At 40.4% G+C, this 15,256-nt stretch carries 13 protein-coding genes; 10 read left to right on the top strand and 3 right to left on the bottom strand.

Annotated elements, in window-relative coordinates; genetic code table 11:
• Positions 1 to 81 precede the first annotated feature (81 nt).
• From ACRWQN_RS11890 to ACRWQN_RS11875, 4 genes are all read left to right on the top strand, one after another.
• On the top strand, positions 82 to 1,062 hold the full coding sequence (locus ACRWQN_RS11890; RefSeq protein ID WP_434926267.1) for a permease: 981 nt from the start codon (positions 82 to 84) through the stop codon (positions 1,060 to 1,062).
• A gap of 10 nt (positions 1,063 to 1,072) precedes the next feature.
• The gene (locus ACRWQN_RS11885) at positions 1,073 to 1,309 is read left to right on the top strand and encodes a thioredoxin family protein (RefSeq protein WP_434937906.1); all 237 of its coding nucleotides are present in this window, start codon (positions 1,073 to 1,075) and stop codon (positions 1,307 to 1,309) included.
• A gap of 183 nt (positions 1,310 to 1,492) precedes the next feature.
• Positions 1,493 to 2,458 (top strand): alpha/beta fold hydrolase, encoded by a 966-nt coding sequence (locus tag ACRWQN_RS11880; RefSeq protein ID WP_434937904.1) that lies wholly within the window; start codon positions 1,493 to 1,495, stop codon positions 2,456 to 2,458.
• 79 nt (positions 2,459 to 2,537) lie between these two features.
• A complete protein-coding gene (locus tag ACRWQN_RS11875; RefSeq protein ID WP_434937903.1) occupies positions 2,538 to 3,224 on the top strand; it encodes a pseudouridine synthase in 687 nt (228 codons plus the stop codon).
• Between the two features lie 127 nt (positions 3,225 to 3,351).
• On the opposite strand, the gene ACRWQN_RS11870 is transcribed toward ACRWQN_RS11875, so the two are convergent.
• The gene (locus ACRWQN_RS11870; RefSeq protein ID WP_434937901.1) at positions 3,352 to 5,592 is read right to left on the bottom strand and encodes a peptidase U32 family protein; all 2,241 of its coding nucleotides are present in this window, start codon (positions 5,590 to 5,592) and stop codon (positions 3,352 to 3,354) included.
• A 285-nt stretch (positions 5,593 to 5,877) separates the two neighbouring features.
• The gene (locus tag ACRWQN_RS11865; protein ID WP_434937899.1) at positions 5,878 to 7,467 is read right to left on the bottom strand and encodes an ABC-F family ATPase; all 1,590 of its coding nucleotides are present in this window, start codon (positions 7,465 to 7,467) and stop codon (positions 5,878 to 5,880) included.
• Between the two features lie 381 nt (positions 7,468 to 7,848).
• Here ACRWQN_RS11865 and ACRWQN_RS11860 point away from each other — a divergent pair, with 381 nt between their 5' ends.
• Complete coding sequence (locus ACRWQN_RS11860) at positions 7,849 to 8,430, top strand: GNAT family N-acetyltransferase (protein WP_434937897.1); 582 nt, start codon at positions 7,849 to 7,851, stop codon at positions 8,428 to 8,430.
• Between the two features lie 60 nt (positions 8,431 to 8,490).
• The gene (locus ACRWQN_RS11855) at positions 8,491 to 8,733 is read left to right on the top strand and encodes a DUF3624 domain-containing protein (protein ID WP_434937895.1); all 243 of its coding nucleotides are present in this window, start codon (positions 8,491 to 8,493) and stop codon (positions 8,731 to 8,733) included.
• Between the two features lie 156 nt (positions 8,734 to 8,889).
• Here ACRWQN_RS11855 and ACRWQN_RS11850 read toward each other — a convergent pair whose 3' ends face one another.
• Positions 8,890 to 9,393, bottom strand: coding sequence for a DUF2062 domain-containing protein (locus tag ACRWQN_RS11850; RefSeq protein ID WP_434926259.1), 504 nt, complete (start codon positions 9,391 to 9,393; stop codon positions 8,890 to 8,892).
• Positions 9,394 to 9,424: 31 nt separating this feature from the next.
• On the opposite strand from ACRWQN_RS11850, the gene ACRWQN_RS11845 reads away from it, so the two are divergent.
• The 4 genes from ACRWQN_RS11845 to ACRWQN_RS11830 are packed head-to-tail and all read left to right on the top strand — an operon-like array spanning position 9,425 to position 15,172.
• On the top strand, positions 9,425 to 12,097 hold the full coding sequence (locus tag ACRWQN_RS11845; RefSeq protein ID WP_434937894.1) for a ComEC/Rec2 family competence protein: 2,673 nt from the start codon (positions 9,425 to 9,427) through the stop codon (positions 12,095 to 12,097).
• 36 nt (positions 12,098 to 12,133) lie between these two features.
• A complete protein-coding gene (gene msbA, locus ACRWQN_RS11840) occupies positions 12,134 to 13,936 on the top strand; it encodes a lipid A export permease/ATP-binding protein MsbA (RefSeq protein WP_434937892.1) in 1,803 nt (600 codons plus the stop codon).
• Between the two features lie 12 nt (positions 13,937 to 13,948).
• Entirely contained in the window at positions 13,949 to 14,992 is a 1,044-nt protein-coding gene (lpxK, locus tag ACRWQN_RS11835) for a tetraacyldisaccharide 4'-kinase (RefSeq protein ID WP_434937890.1), read from the top strand.
• Positions 14,993 to 15,172 (top strand): Trm112 family protein, encoded by a 180-nt coding sequence (locus ACRWQN_RS11830; RefSeq protein ID WP_434937888.1) that lies wholly within the window; start codon positions 14,993 to 14,995, stop codon positions 15,170 to 15,172. It abuts the gene before it with no gap.
• Positions 15,173 to 15,256: the final 84 nt, after the last annotated feature.

Raw genomic sequence — 15,256 nt, 5'->3', positions numbered from 1 at the left:
ATAATAAATGCTCAACATACCAGTGTTTGGTTTAAACGTTTTACGACTGAATTGACCTTTAAATGTGTATTGAGAGGTTTTATGTTATCCCTATTTACCACATTAGCTGATTGGCTAGTATTTTCAGTATTGGGTTTGGTTCCCGGAACTAAACTCGGCGATGCGATTCAGTTTTTTATTGAAGACACCACTAAGATATTCTTCCTGCTAGTATTGATGATTTACGTCATAGCGTTGATCCGTGCTTCACTCAATATTAACCGGGTACGTGATTATTTAGCCTCAAAAAATAAATTTATGGGTTATTTAATGGGTTCAACATTCGGCGCTATCACCCCTTTTTGTTCCTGCTCCAGCATACCGATTTTTCTGGGATTCACCTCCGCAGGAATACCTGTAGGTATTACCATGTCGTTTCTCATCACGTCACCGCTTATAAACGAAGTAGCAGTTCTATTGTTGTTAAGTTTAGTTGGATGGCAAATAACTGTTATTTATATCCTAGTAGGTATGGCAATAGGGATTGCAGCGGGGATGTTTCTTGATCTCATTCGGGCTGAAAAAATGTTACAGCCATTTGCACTTAAGGCATATCAAACCGCAAATCAGCCAGATAGCCCTCAGAAAACTCATACTAAGTTGACGTTTAAAGCACGGCACGATTTTGCCAAAGCGGAGTTGTTAGATATTTTAACTCGGGTATGGAAATGGGTTTTTATTGGGGTAGGATTAGGCGCAGCTTTACATGGTTTTGTCCCTGACTTGTGGTTTGCTGCCAATTTAGGTAGCGGCCAATGGTGGTCTGTGCCCATGGCGGTGTTAGCTGGCATTCCTCTGTATTCAAATGCAACTGGGATTATTCCAGTTATGGAAAGTTTAATCATTAAAGGGCTTCCGCTTGGTACAACATTAGCATTCTGTATGAGTACCGTTGCAGCAAGCTTTCCTGAATTTATCTTGTTAAAGCAAGTCATGACCTGGAAGTTACTGACTATCATTTTTATGCTTTTACTCGTTTCATTCACCCTTGTTGGGTGGATAATTAATGTTATTTATATTTAATGGGGGCCTTATGAAAAAAATAGAAGTGCTTGGCAGCGGATGTGCAAAATGTGTCAAAACGGCAGCATTAATTCAGGCAGTTGCAGATGATTGTGGCGTGACAGTTAGCGTGGTTAAAGAGCCAAGTCTTGAGGTATTACTTAAACATAATGTAATGAGTACGCCCGCGGTTGTAATAGATAATCAATTAGTGCACACAGGGTCTATACCGGATAGAGACGCGGTTCAGAAATGGTTGCTGAAATAGACTCTGGGTAATGGCAGCCATAAATGGATTTACAAAGCTATATGCAGGATTATATCTGACGAATGGGTGAGTTCGTCTCCGTATCAGGCTTAATGTTTTATTTATCTTATACTTGCGTCTTTAATGGTTCCATCAGTAGAATGTCAAATCTACAACGGGTTCATTATTAAGTCGGAGTTTTCATTGAGGTTAATATTAAAATTAGTCAGCAGTCTTTTACTGTTGTTTATCATTTTTTCGACTATTTATTTTTTAGTTAATCGTGTGCCTGACCGTTCTGTCGAGCAACTTAAGCCACAATGGGCACAAACTCCGTCACAGTTTATTGAAATCACCGGTATGCAGGTACACTTGCGGGATGAAGGGCCACGTGATGATGCGATACCCATAGTGTTACTTCATGGTACAAGCTCATCGCTTCACACCTGGGATGGCTGGTCTAATGCGTTAAAAGATCATCATAGAGTTATTCGTTTTGACTTACCCGCCTTTGGGTTAACAGGCCCTGCTTTAGACAGCAATTACAGTATTGAAAGTTATTCCCGTATTGTTATTGAGGTGCTTGATAAGCTCGAGGTCGACCGTGCTATTTTGGTTGGTAATTCTTTAGGAGGGTATGTGTCGTGGGCTACGGCTGTCTTTTATCCTGATCGCGTTGCTCAGTTGGTGTTGATAGATTCCAGTGGATATCCATTTCAACCCGAGTCTATCCCCATAGGCTTTAGAATTGCTAGCACGCCGATTTTAAATAAACTCATGCAACAAGTGCTACCAAGGGGACTTGTCGAAAGCAGTGTTAAAAATGTTTATGGTAATCCTGAGCTGGTCACCCCAGAACTAGTGGAGCGATATTTTGATCTTACTACCCGAGAAGGCAATAGGCAGGCCTTAGCCGAGCTGATGCCAAAACTCCGTTCCGGGCAGCTAGCATCGCGACTATCTGAGCTTAAACTGCCCACTCTGATTATTTGGGGCGAGCAAGATAGGCTTATTCCGCCTGAAATTGCAGACCAATTTCACCACGACATTGTTGGTAGCCAACTAGTGCGCTTTAACGAACTTGGTCATGTTCCTCAGGAAGAAGACCCGCTTAAAACCGTTAATGCTTTCAAAGCCTTTTTAGCGCAACAAACAAAAGTGAATCGTTGAATATAAGTCGTTTTTTCATTTGTTGTTTGTCATGACTATGAATTTAATAATGCATTAATGTTAACAGGGTAGATGTTTTATGCGGCTAGATAAATTTGTACTTAAAAGTACATTATTTACTAAAGCTCAAGTTATAGATCAAATTAGTCTTGGAAATATCAGGGTTAATGGTGTGGTGAATACTGACATGACTAGCCAGGTGCATGAAAATAACCTGATTCAATTAAATGGGCAGACGCTTACCACAAGGCCATTCCGTTATATGTTGATGCATAAACAGGCTGACACCATTTGTTCTAATGCTGATGGCCATTATCCTTCGTTACTTAATAGCATCGATGTTGCCCATAAAGACGAGCTGCATATCGCAGGACGCCTAGATGCCGACACCACAGGGCTTGTGTTGATAACCGATGATGGACGTTGGTCATATAATATTACTCGACCAGAGTGTGTTTGCCGTAAAGTGTATCGAGTGCAGTTAGCTAAACCTATTAACCATGATGCAATAGACTTGTTTAAAATAGGCTTATTGTTGCAAGGTGAAAGTAAACCTACATTACCTGCCGAACTGGTTATTATGAGTGATACTGAGGTGCTGCTATCGATTACAGAAGGGCGATATCATCAAGTTAAAAGGATGTTCTTTGCCATAGGCAATCGCGTTAACGGCTTACATCGTCAACAAGTAGGTGAAGTGATGCTTGATATGCCAGTTGGCCAGTGGCGAGACTTAACAGCAGACGAAGTGAGTTCGTTTCAATAAGAAAATCAAGATAAAATACAGCTAAATAAAATGTTAAAAAGGCTTTACCTGTGGAAGGTAAAGCCTTTTTGTTGAGCGGTGTAGTCATTATCAAATTGAGGTTAATACGAATAATATTAACCGGTTACTATAACCCTTGTTGGTATTGGGCATTGGTTGAAATGGTGACTAACTGCTTAAGGCTCGTTTTCGATTCAGTAATACCTTTCAGCACGTTTTCAAAATGGCTGACTAATTCCACTTTATCTATTTTAGCTTTAGAGCCTGAGCCTATATCGGTTAAGTCGATAAAGAACTCATCAAACAAATGCGATAAGTCTTCAACCGCGTCAATATTTAAAAATTGTTCGTGGTTATAAATACTTGGGTAACCGCCTTTTTGTTTATCAACCGCAAATGAAATGCCTTTTACATTGGTGATCGTAGTGGCTTTTTCACATTTCAGCATACAGCCATCTTCAATACTGGGCTTGTTACAGCCAACCGTTTGCTGGAAAAAGCACTGTCTGCTAGTCATCATCAAAATAGGGTGGTAAATACTGTAAAGCATTTTAAAGTTTTTTGGTCTAGCAATATTCTTAATTTGGTTGCGGTTTATTTCATTTGAAATAAATGCGCCAGCGCAATTCAGTCTTTCTTGTAGGGTTAGCAAAGCATAAGAGTTGGTGGTATTGAGAAACGGCCCAGCAATCCATTCAATCCCCATATTGGTTGCAATAAATGCCACGCCGGTATTGTTACTGACTATGCGTTTAGGTTTTACGGTTTCTAATAATCTAACGGATTCAAGGTAATCCTTACCAATTAATACTGCCGGAAACCACGGAATTAACCTTGGATTACGTAAAAATATATCAATGTACTTATTGTCATTAACTTTAAAGCTTTCAGGCAACTTAAAGTAAATGTCAGCGTCTGTGACATCACACAAATCAACATCTTTTTCATCGCAAATAAGCAATGACAATGTTGGCTGGCTATTTAATTTGGGGTAATGGGTTAATGCCGGTAAGCTTACCGCGCCTATGTATTGTCTTTTTGTCAGCTTGAACAACAGTTGATTTTTCATCTGCGTTAGTTGGCTAAAAGGAATGCTTAAGTCACTCTCTAACCCATCAAAATTAAACGGTAATAACTCAAATTCACTTTGCTTAAGACTTTTAAAGCGTTTTACTATTGCCGCTTCGTCAATACGAGAATCTGTTGCTAATGTCAGTGTTACTGAAGATTGAATTTCAACTGTGGTGTCTTTTGTGACAGCAGTAATGGTTAAGGGCTCGTTTAGCTTACCTGAGAAATGCAGTGACAAGCTGACTTTTTCAATGCTGAGTTGGCTGACCTTATCGGCTACCAGTGAAACGATGGCATCTTTGTCTGATGACAGTGTTTGCTGCGCCTCTTGAATTTGCACCACTGAAATGGCATTACTTTTATCATTGGCATGCTTAAAGCTGTTATCGCGCGGATTGTCGATAAACATGTCTTTAGTCAAGTTGCCCTTCAAAAAAGAGTTAGTAAAGTCGCGGTTAAACACTTTATAAAGATTTGAGTCATCTGACAGCAATTTGCCTGATTCCACAAATCTATCAATTTGCTTACGCCAGCTATCCACTACCGTATGGACATATTGCGCGCCTTTAATACGGCCCTCAATTTTTAATGAGTCAACTCCGGCGTCCACTAACTCAGGCAAGTCAAAATAAGCTGAATTATCTTTGAGGTTTAGTGGAAACTTATTGCCCGCAGCAGTAATGTCATATTCATCACGACACGCTTGGCTACAGCGGCCACGGTTGCCTGAGTTGCCCACACTGACTGAACTTGAATAGCACTGGCCTGAAAATGCAATACATAATGCACCGTGCACGAAGACTTCGGTTAATACATCTAAATCGTGTGCGTATCGGGTGAGGCTTTTTATTTCAGCCAGATTCATTTCGCGCGACAAATTAACCCGTGTTGCGCCCACTTTGGCTAAAAAGCCAATTTGGCCTTCATTGTGAGTGGTTAATTGTGTTGACGCATGGATAAGTAAGCTAGGGAAGTGTTTGTTGACTAGGTGAAACAAAGCCAAATCTTGAACAATAATGCCATCTATGCCGGTATTAACCAGTTGATTCAGTAATTTAACCAAAGTCGGTATTTCATTTTCAAGGATCACGACATTCATGGTCAAAAAAACTTCGCATTGATATCGATGGGCTAGGGAAATAACACCAAGAAGATCATCAAACGTAAGGTTAGCGGCGCGATTTCGTGCGTTAAAGGTTTCTAAACCACAATATACCGCGTTCGCGCCAGCAATGATTGCTGCTTTAATTGCGTCAACATCGCCGCCTGGTGCGAGTAATTCGATTTTTCTAGTCATGATACTTTCGCTATTTGGGTTAATGTTGCTTAAAAGAAACAGGCGTTAAAGCCAAATTAGGTGCCGACTCTTTTTATTCTTTATTGATTTTGTTGGTCTTGTTCTGCCTACAGCAAAACGGTTAATCAATATGAATCATCAATACGAGTAGGTATTCAGTGTTTACTTATCAAAACGGGAAGACTAAACGTTAGGGTAAATAAAAAGGCCTTCATTAATATTGTGATTCTTATCCCATAGCTGGATATCACAATGAAGGCCTTAATTTACGGTGTCAATTCCTGCTTACAACGGCGGTTGACTTGCAAGGTACTCATCAAATGTACCGTGGAAGTTAACCAATTTTTTATCTTTTACGTCAATAATGCGTGTTGCAAGTGATGACACAAACTCACGGTCATGGCTGACAAATATCAATGTGCCTTCAAATAATTTCAACGCTTGGTTCAGCGCTTCAATTGCTTCCATATCCATGTGGTTAGTTGGCTCGTCCATGATCAATACGTTAACGTCCATCATCATTAACTTACCGAATAACAGACGATTTTTTTCACCACCAGAACAGTTGCGCACTTTCTTGTTCGCGTCATCTTCAGTGAATAATAAACGACCCAACATGCCACGTACCATAAGGTCGTTGTGCTTAGGTGTACGCCATAATGACATCCAGTCAAATAAAGTCATGTCATTGTCAAAATCTGCGCTACTGTCCTGCGGACAATAACCAATGGCAGCATTTTCTGACCATTTAATCCGGCCATGGTTATGTTTAATTTCTTCAACTAAACAACGCAGTAGTGTTGTTTTACCCACGCCGTTTTCACCAATAATAGCCAGTTTTGAACCTGCGTCTAAAATAAGATCGCCATGTTCAAATAATACCTCATCAAAACCGTGCCCAAGCTCTTCTAACACTAATGCTTGGCGATGTAGTTTTTTACATTCAGTAAAGCGTATAGACGGGGTAATACGGCTTGATGATTTAACATCATCAAGTTTAATTTTGTCCATTTTCTTAGCGCGAGAACTGGCTTGTTTGGCTTTGGAAGCATTAGCGCCAAAGCGGTTAACGAAGTCCTGTAACTCTTCAATCTCAGCGCTCTTTTTCGCATTACCAGCCAGAAGCTGTTCACGCAATAAACTTGATTGTGCGAGGAAGTACTCATAATTACCAGGGTAAATCCGCATTTCGCCATAATCGATGTCTGCCATGTGGGTACAAACAGAGTTTAAAAAGTGTCTGTCATGGGAAATAATAATCATGGTGCATTTGCGTTTGTTTAATTCGTTAGCAAGCCAACTAATGGTATGAATGTCCAAGTTGTTGGTGGGTTCGTCAAGTAGCAGTATGTCGGGGTTGGCAAATAATGCTTGTGCTAATAACACTCGCAATTTCCAACCTGGGGCAACCTGTGCCATCAAGCCATAGTGAAACGACTCTTCAATGCCTGCTTCTAACAGGATTTCGCCAGCGCGACTTTCAGCGCTATAACCGTCCATTTCTGCAAATTGGCTTTCTAAGTCACCGACGCGCATGCCGTCTTCATCACTCATTTCTGCCTGGGAATAAATGCTGTCACGTTCTTGTTTCACTTTCCAAAGTGCCACATCGCCCATGATAACCGCGTCAACCACGCTAAAGTTTTCGAAAGCGAATTGGTTCTGGTTCAAGGTGCCTACTTTTAAGCCTGGCGAAATTGAAACATTGCCTGATGTTGGAGCCAGTTCACCACTGAGAATTTTCATGAATGTGGATTTGCCACAACCATTAGCACCAATCAAGCCATAACGATTGCCGTGGCCAAATTGCGCCGAAATGTTTTCAAACAACGGCTCTGGGCCAAACTGCATAGTAATATTTGCGGTAGAAATCAAAACATGTATCCAATTGAGTAATTACAGAATATTGATCGACAAAAAAGCGATAATCGGCTTTAGTGAGAATAAGACTGACTTGGGTGTATTAGTAGGCGCCGAATTATACAGGGAAGTAGTCAATTGTCGATTTATAATGCGATCTAGTTTGCATTATGAGGATGTGTTTTGCGGTTTATTTGTTTTATTGAATAATATATTTGCGATAAATTAACAATGGTTGAACTATCAGCTGAATACTTAGAGGTAACCTAGTTAAACAAAGCCGGATGTTACTGATTAATAATGCCGTGTGATTCAATATTTATAGTGAGATTAATCCATTTCTGTTAGCGTTTAATCTTGTACAATTTAACCTCAAATAAGCCTAAGTAGCACGTCATGTCTAAAAATACCTTGCCTAAATCAGTCATTGCTAAGATTAGTGCCCCAAGTCTTTTATCTGAACGCTTTGTTATCCGCTGCTTCATAACGTCTGATTTAGTGGTTTTTTCTGAATATCGAAATGTTGTCGACATCGCCAAATATCAAAGTTGGACTGCATACAGTTTAGATGATGCTAAGCAGCTACTAGCACAAACGGATTACACTGATTTCGCTGTGCCAGGTAATTGGTATCAATTGGCGATTGCTGATCCATTAACCGATCAAATACTGGGTGACTTAGCGGTACATTTCATTGATGAACGACAAGTTGAAGTGGGCTTTACCGTTGCGCCACAACACCAGAACCAAGGTTTGGCAACACAAGCATTACAGGGGTTACTAGAGTATTTATTTACTGAGTTGAGGCTACATCGTGTTATTGCAATTACTGATTGTTTAAATAAAGCCAGTATAGCAGTGTTAGAAAAAGCTAATTTTCGACAAGAAGGCCATTTTAAGCAAAATGTGATGTTTAAAGGGAAGTGGGGCGATGAATACCTATATGCCATGCTAGCAAGTGAATTTAGTCATTGTTAAGAAAATTGGGTTATTATCTTCTTTTGGGCTCATTAACAGAATCACTTAATAAGAAATAACATGGCTTGCAATCAATGTGATGAATCAATTTTTATACAAAAACTGGGGCGATGCTTCAGGTGCATGGCACAGTTAACGTCACTATCTGTGATCGGCTGGCCGTTATGGTGGTGGTTTTATGCAGAACAGCCAACTAAGGTAGAATCGATAGGGTTACTTTTTTTCTGTTCAGCTTTCAGTGCGTTATTGCTACTGCATCTTCTTTTTCTAGCTTACTATGAAATTAAAAAGCGCATCACGTGAATTGCTGATAAATAGGCTTAAAAGCTGGTAATATTGGATGTTTGCTTGTGTCATCATATCAGCTTGATATCTGTTTTTAACTCAGCTTATTGCAATAGAAAATGTCAATAACTCAGTACTAAAAGTAAACTCAAAAATAAAATGGCAATGTAAAGCTTATTTGCGTTTTTGCCATTTAAATAGTATCGAATATTTCCATAAACTATTAATAATCAAATAACCAATTGCAGCAAAAACCACGCCTAATACAAAGCAGCCGAGTAAAAAGGGTGGGCCAATTGTCGATATCGATGTTTCTACCCATTGCCAACTTGCTTCAAATTCAAAGGGCAACTTTTCAACCCCGAGTAATTTCACGCCTAATAAATAAGCCATATAGAACATAAATGGCATGGTGATAGGGTTAGTTATCCATACTAATGCCACTGCTAACGGAATATTAACGTTAAATAAAATGGCTAACCCAGCAGCAGCAACCATTTGAAATGGCATAGGCATCCAGCCAATAAATAACCCTACCGCAAAAGCCCCTGGGGCTGATTTACGATTTAATACCCACAAATTGGGTTTATCCAATAATTTACCAAACACCCGCAAATATTTATGCTTTTTCAGTGTTTTTGGATCAGGCATAAATTTTTGTATGAATTTTTTTGGCATCTTAAGTGATTACTGTCTTTACTAGTACCCTATGAATCGATTTATTTTCGGCTTCTGTATCAGTAGCCTCATTGGATTACTTTGGCCTGTAATCCCATCGCTATGGTGTTTACCTATTTGGTTACTCTTGGCTTTGGTCTGCCTTTTCAAAGCACCTAGATTAAGTGGTGCTTTTTTTGCTATTTTTTGGATAAGTATCTATTTCTATTCGTTAGACTTTCAGCCAGAAGTTACACCAAAAACTAACAAAACCTTTACAGCGGAGATAGTATCACTAGTAAATCATAACCGCGACTGGATAAGCATTGATGTGCGTGTAATTGAACCAAAATTAACCAATATTAATATATCTGGTTTATTTAAAACCATAACAGGCGATCAAATTTACCGTTTAACTTGGCAACAAGCGCCAAAAGTAGAGCTAGGTCAAATATGGCAGTTTGATTCAAAATTAAAGCCTATTACCAGCATAGCTAATCAAGGCGGTTTTAATCAGCAAAGGTATTATATTAATCGCCATATTGTCGCAAAAGGGCGAGTTAAACAGGCTGATTTGTTATCGTATCAGCCGTCTTTGCGCCAGCGTTGGTTAACTGAGTTTGCAGCCATTACCCCCAAGATAGCCAATGGTGATCTGCTACTGGCACTACTGTTTGGTGATAAAAGCCAAATATCTGATCAGCGGTGGCAGCAATTACGTCAAACGGGTACCGGCCATTTAATTGCCATTTCTGGATTACACCTGTCAGTGGTGTTTGGTTTAATATTCGGCTTGTGCTTTGTAATACTAACCCGGGTTAAGCTGGCGCAAATAGCTATGGCCAAAGTTAACTTGCAGTTCGGTATGTTCGCTGTTTATTTAGCATTAACTTTGGCAGTATTGTCAGCATTGGGTTACGCCTATCTTGCCGGCTTCGCTGTTGCCACTCAGCGGGCTTTGTTTATGCTGATATTCTTGGTACTGTTTAGCCTGTTAAAACAGCATCACAGTGTCTGGCAACGACTAATGTATGCCTTGGCAGGAGTGTTGTTTATTGACCCTTTATCAATGCTTAGCGCAGGTTTTTGGCTATCTTTTATTGCACTGGCCATTATCTTGCGCTTTGTTGATACCTCAGTAAGTCATGCTAAAAAAGTATCCACAGATCATCATTGGCGACAAAAAGTGACAGGCTATATTGGGTCCCTGTGGTCAATTCAGTGGCGATTAGCCTTAGGTCTAGGGTTATTGCAAGCACTGTTATTTGGCACGTTATCGATTCACAGTATCTGGATAAACCTCATTGTTGTGCCCTGGTTTAGTATATTGGTGATCCCCATTGTATTGGGTAGTTTTATAGTCTGGTTGGTGTTGAGCCCCTTAATACATTCCGGCGGTCTAGCGAGTCTATTTCAGTTTTCAAGCGCCAATGAACTTAGCTTCGATAGTGTTTTATTTATTGTAGCAGACAAACTACTCGCCCCTTTTAGTCAGCTATTAACTTGGTCTAGTGACTTTAGTCATAATGTTGTTTACGTCAGTGAGTCATGGGTTGTGGCGGGTATGTTTAGTTTGCTGGGATGGACATTACTGCTGACATTTCGCTGGTCATTTAGCCATTTACTTACTCATTCATTTAATGGCAGTAAATCAATATTCAATCAACCCGGTCAATCAAATAAGATGGCTAAAATTAATCATCATGGGATCATATTACTCACCGCTTTAGTAATGAACTTGCCATTAATACAATTGGCTATTAGCAAAATGTCGCAGATGGATAATAAAGGCGATCAAAGTCAGGTTTTTACCTTAAATGGACCAATTTATCTTCATGTACTAGATGTAGCACAAGGTTCTGCCATCGTACTTCAACAACAACACCGAGCCATGATTTATGATACCGGCGCAGCCTTTGGTGACTTTAGTTATGCTGAACGGGCAATATTGCCTTTTCTACAGGCCAGGGGCATTACCCAGTTAGATTATATTGTCATAAGCCACCATGATAATGACCACAGTGGCGGGTTAATACCGATGATAAGGGCATTTCCCAACACCCACTTGATTGCTGATAATGGCAAGGCATTAATCAATCGAGCGGCTGACCTGGTTAACATTAATATCAGTGATTGCCATTCAGCATCATGGCAATGGGGAAGGGTACAAATATCCACTTTGTCAGATCATTTAGGCTCAGATAAAGATAACAATCAATCCTGCGTAATCATGCTAAATATCGAATTTGAGAATGATCACCTTCAAACTGTTGAACAAGGTGCAGACCATCTTGGTAAAGGTGAACTAATGAATATACTTCTACCCGAATTAACCGCGAAGGCTTTTGCTGTATTGCTGACGGGTGATATTGAGGCGAAAAGAGAGCAAAGTTTAATATCAAACAAGCAACAGATAGATGCTGATATTGTGTTTGTGCCGCACCATGGCAGCCGTACTTCATCTACCGACACTTTTATTGATGCCGTGTCACCACAATTAGCCATAGTGAATGCGGGTTTTAATAATCAATACGGATTTCCTAAATCTGATGTGATGGCGCGTTATCAACAGCGGGGGATAAAGACTCTTATCAGCGGAGAACAGGGACAAATTAGTATCAAGTTTAAACACACTGGTTATCAAATAAGCACTTATCGCAACGATTTAGCGCCATTTTGGTATAACCGTTTGTTTAGATTTGGCCAGATAGTTAAAGCAGAGTAGAATGTCGCTTATGTTTGTCAGTTAAGAATTATATAAATGTCGTCATACTCTGATAATGAAATGTGGAGCGTTTTTAAACGCTTAATGATTTATGTTTTACCGATGAAAGCTATGTTTATTATGGCGGTATTGGCCTTGCTTACCTATGGCGCGGTTGATGCTGGTTTTATTGCGTTTATTAAACCTTTTATTGACCAAGGTTTTGCCTCATCAGCGACTACCGCCGCCGGAGTTGAAATACCCTCCCACGGTGGTTTTAATACCGACAATGACATTATGCGAATGGCACCTTTTGTGGTGATCGGCATGTTTACTTTGCGCGGTTTGGCTAACTTTGTGTCGACCTATTGTGTGTCTTACATGAGCGCTCAACTTATCATGGACATGCGTCAACAGGTTTTTGAGCACTACCTACATTTACCAGTCAGTTACATTGACCGCGAAAACAGTGGCAACCTTATTTCTCGTGTCACCTTTGATACCGAGCAAATTGCCAGAGCATCAGGCAGTGCGCTTATTTCGATTGTTCGAGACTCAATGACAGTTATCGGCATGTTAGCCATCATGTTTTATTTCTCGTGGAAATTGTCTCTGTGTATCTTGGTAATTGGCCCCGTTATGGGCATTGTTATCAGTGTGGTCAGTAAACGTTTTCGTAAAGTGTCTAAGCAAATTCAATCCGCAATGGGCGGAGTAACAGCCACAACCGAACAAATGATCAAAGGCCATAAAAACGTGCTGTCATTTGGTGGTCAAAAAACTGAAATGGCGCGTTTCTTTAAAGTGAATGACAGTAATCGTCATCAAAATATGAAGCTAGCAGTGGCGCAGTCAGTTAGCCAACCGTTAATTATGGTCATTGGCTCATTCGCATTAGCATTTGTGTTGTATGCTGCCAGTTGGGACAGCATGAAGGCAGAGCTAACGGCCGGTACCTTCACCGCCATTTTAGGTGCAATGATGGCCATGTTACAGCCAATTAAAAACTTAACCCGCGTCAATGCTGAATTTCAGCGTGGTATTGCAGCCTGTACCACCATTTTTGAATTATTAGATACCCCAGTAGAACCCGATACCGGCACCCATAGCGTTGATCGTGTTAAAGGACATTTACAATTTAATAGCGTCAGCTTTAGCTACCCAGAACAAGACAGAAAAGCCCTAGATCAAATTGAGTTTGATGTTAAACCGGGCAAAACCGTCGCTCTAGTTGGCCGTTCTGGTTCTGGTAAATCGACTATCGCTAATTTGATCACCCGTTTTTATGGCGGTTTATCAAATGGTGATATTTTACTCGATGGCACCAGCATTTATGATTACCAATTAAAAAGTCTTCGTAATCAAGTGGCATTGGTGTCTCAGCAAGTCACTTTATTCAATGACACAATAGCTAACAATATAGCCTATGCCTACCCTGGTGAAGCTACCCGTGAGCAAATAGAACAAGCTGCAGAGCTTGCTTACGCCATGGAGTTTATCAACACCTTGCCCGATGGGTTAGATACTCAGGTAGGGGAGAATGGGGTGTTGTTATCTGGCGGTCAGCGTCAGCGTATCGCTATTGCCCGTGCCATGTTACGTGATGCACCGGTATTGATTTTAGATGAAGCAACCTCGGCGTTGGACACTGAATCAGAAAAAGCGATTCAAAAAGGTTTAGATAACTTACGCCATAACCGAACCTCAGTGGTTATCGCGCATCGTTTATCAACCATTGAATCGGCCGATGAAATATTGGTTATCGATCAAGGTAAAGTTATCGAGCGTGGCGTACATAAAGATTTGATTACCCAAAACGGGGTGTATGCCAACTTGTATCAAATGCAATTTAGCAGCTAGGTTTTTACCTCAATGCAAAAATGGATAAATCAAATTTGGTATCAAGGCCACTGGGCAAGGTGGCTTTTACTGCCGTTGTCGGCGTTGTTTGCTGTTATTAGCCATATGAGACGCTCGCTGTTCACATTTAGCATCAAAAAAGTCACCCAACTGCCAGTGCCTGTCATTGTTGTTGGTAATATTACTGCTGGTGGTAGTGGTAAAACCCCAACAGTGATTTATCTAATTAACTTACTACGAGCCAATGGTTTAAAACCTGGCGTTGTAAGTCGTGGTTACGGGGCGAGTATTGATGGTGTAATCAGTGTCACTCAGTCAAGCAAAGCCGTTGATGTGGGTGATGAGCCATTAATGATTGTCAATCGTACCCATGTACCTATGGTGGTTGGCAGTCAACGCGTGTTAGCTGCGCAAACGTTATTAGCTGACTTTGATGTTGATGTGATCATTTGTGATGATGGCTTGCAGCATTACGCATTAGGGCGTGATATTGAAATCGCCCTAGTAGATGGTGCACGTCGTTATGGTAATCAATGTTTACTGCCAGCAGGACCATTAAGAGAAGGCTTGTGGCGTTTAGATAATATCGACTGGATTATCAATAATGGTGGTCCGCTATTAGCAAAGACTCAAGGGCCTGAAGAACAGCTGATGCAATTAGTGCCAGCGCCATTATGTAGGGTTAAACCACAGTCGTTTGATAAAGCCTTAGTCCCATACTTGTTTGATACAGAGGCATCAATCATTGAACAACCTATTGTGGCCATAGCAGGTATTGGTAATCCACAACGTTTTTTTGATAGTTTGATTCAACAAGGTTATCAACTTAGGCAGACAGTGGCTTTTGCCGACCATCAAGCTTACGATCAACAACAGCTGATTGAGCTATCAACACAAACCCCCTTGCTAATGACCGAAAAAGATGCGGTTAAATGTCGCGATTTTGCATTACAAAACTGGTGGTATTTACCGGTAAATGCGAAGCTAAGTGAACAATTTGATATTCAGTTTATGAGTCGAGTGACTCAACTTATTCAACTTAAAAAGGAAATCTAAATGGCTTTTGATAAAAAGTTACTTGATATTGTCGCTTGCCCTGTGTGCAAAGGTAAACTGGAATTTGACAAAGAAGACCAACAGCTAATTTGTAAGTTTGATAAAATTGCCTATCCGATTAATGATGGTATTCCAGTTTTACTGGAGAATCGTGCTACGCCATTGGTGGCAATAGATTAAACTTGATATTAGATTTAATCATTTACTCCCCAATATGATCGCTGAGTTTTAACATTTAGATAAAAAGTCCAGGGGGAGCTAGGT

This window comes from Shewanella sp. HL-SH8 (assembly GCF_051165765.1).
Classification (GTDB): domain Bacteria; phylum Pseudomonadota; class Gammaproteobacteria; order Enterobacterales; family Shewanellaceae; genus Shewanella; species Shewanella glacialimarina.
The sequence above is the reverse complement of the archived record's forward strand: the minus strand, read 5'-3'. Positions and strand labels throughout refer to the sequence as shown.

Coding starts and splice junctions, on each gene's coding strand:
- ACRWQN_RS11890 (WP_434926267.1), top strand. CDS start 82: ATGTTATCCCTATTTACCACATTAGCTGATTGGCTAGTATTTTCAGTA.
- ACRWQN_RS11885 (WP_434937906.1), top strand. CDS start 1,073: ATGAAAAAAATAGAAGTGCTTGGCAGCGGATGTGCAAAATGTGTCAAA.
- ACRWQN_RS11875 (WP_434937903.1), top strand. CDS start 2,538: ATGCGGCTAGATAAATTTGTACTTAAAAGTACATTATTTACTAAAGCT.
- ACRWQN_RS11870 (WP_434937901.1), bottom strand. CDS start 5,592: ATGACTAGAAAAATCGAATTACTCGCACCAGGCGGCGATGTTGACGCA.
- ACRWQN_RS11860 (WP_434937897.1), top strand. CDS start 7,849: ATGTCTAAAAATACCTTGCCTAAATCAGTCATTGCTAAGATTAGTGCC.
- ACRWQN_RS11855 (WP_434937895.1), top strand. CDS start 8,491: ATGGCTTGCAATCAATGTGATGAATCAATTTTTATACAAAAACTGGGG.
- ACRWQN_RS11850 (WP_434926259.1), bottom strand. CDS start 9,393: ATGCCAAAAAAATTCATACAAAAATTTATGCCTGATCCAAAAACACTG.
- ACRWQN_RS11845 (WP_434937894.1), top strand. CDS start 9,425: ATGAATCGATTTATTTTCGGCTTCTGTATCAGTAGCCTCATTGGATTA.
- msbA (WP_434937892.1), top strand. CDS start 12,134: ATGTCGTCATACTCTGATAATGAAATGTGGAGCGTTTTTAAACGCTTA.
- lpxK (WP_434937890.1), top strand. CDS start 13,949: ATGCAAAAATGGATAAATCAAATTTGGTATCAAGGCCACTGGGCAAGG.
- ACRWQN_RS11830 (WP_434937888.1), top strand. CDS start 14,993: ATGGCTTTTGATAAAAAGTTACTTGATATTGTCGCTTGCCCTGTGTGC.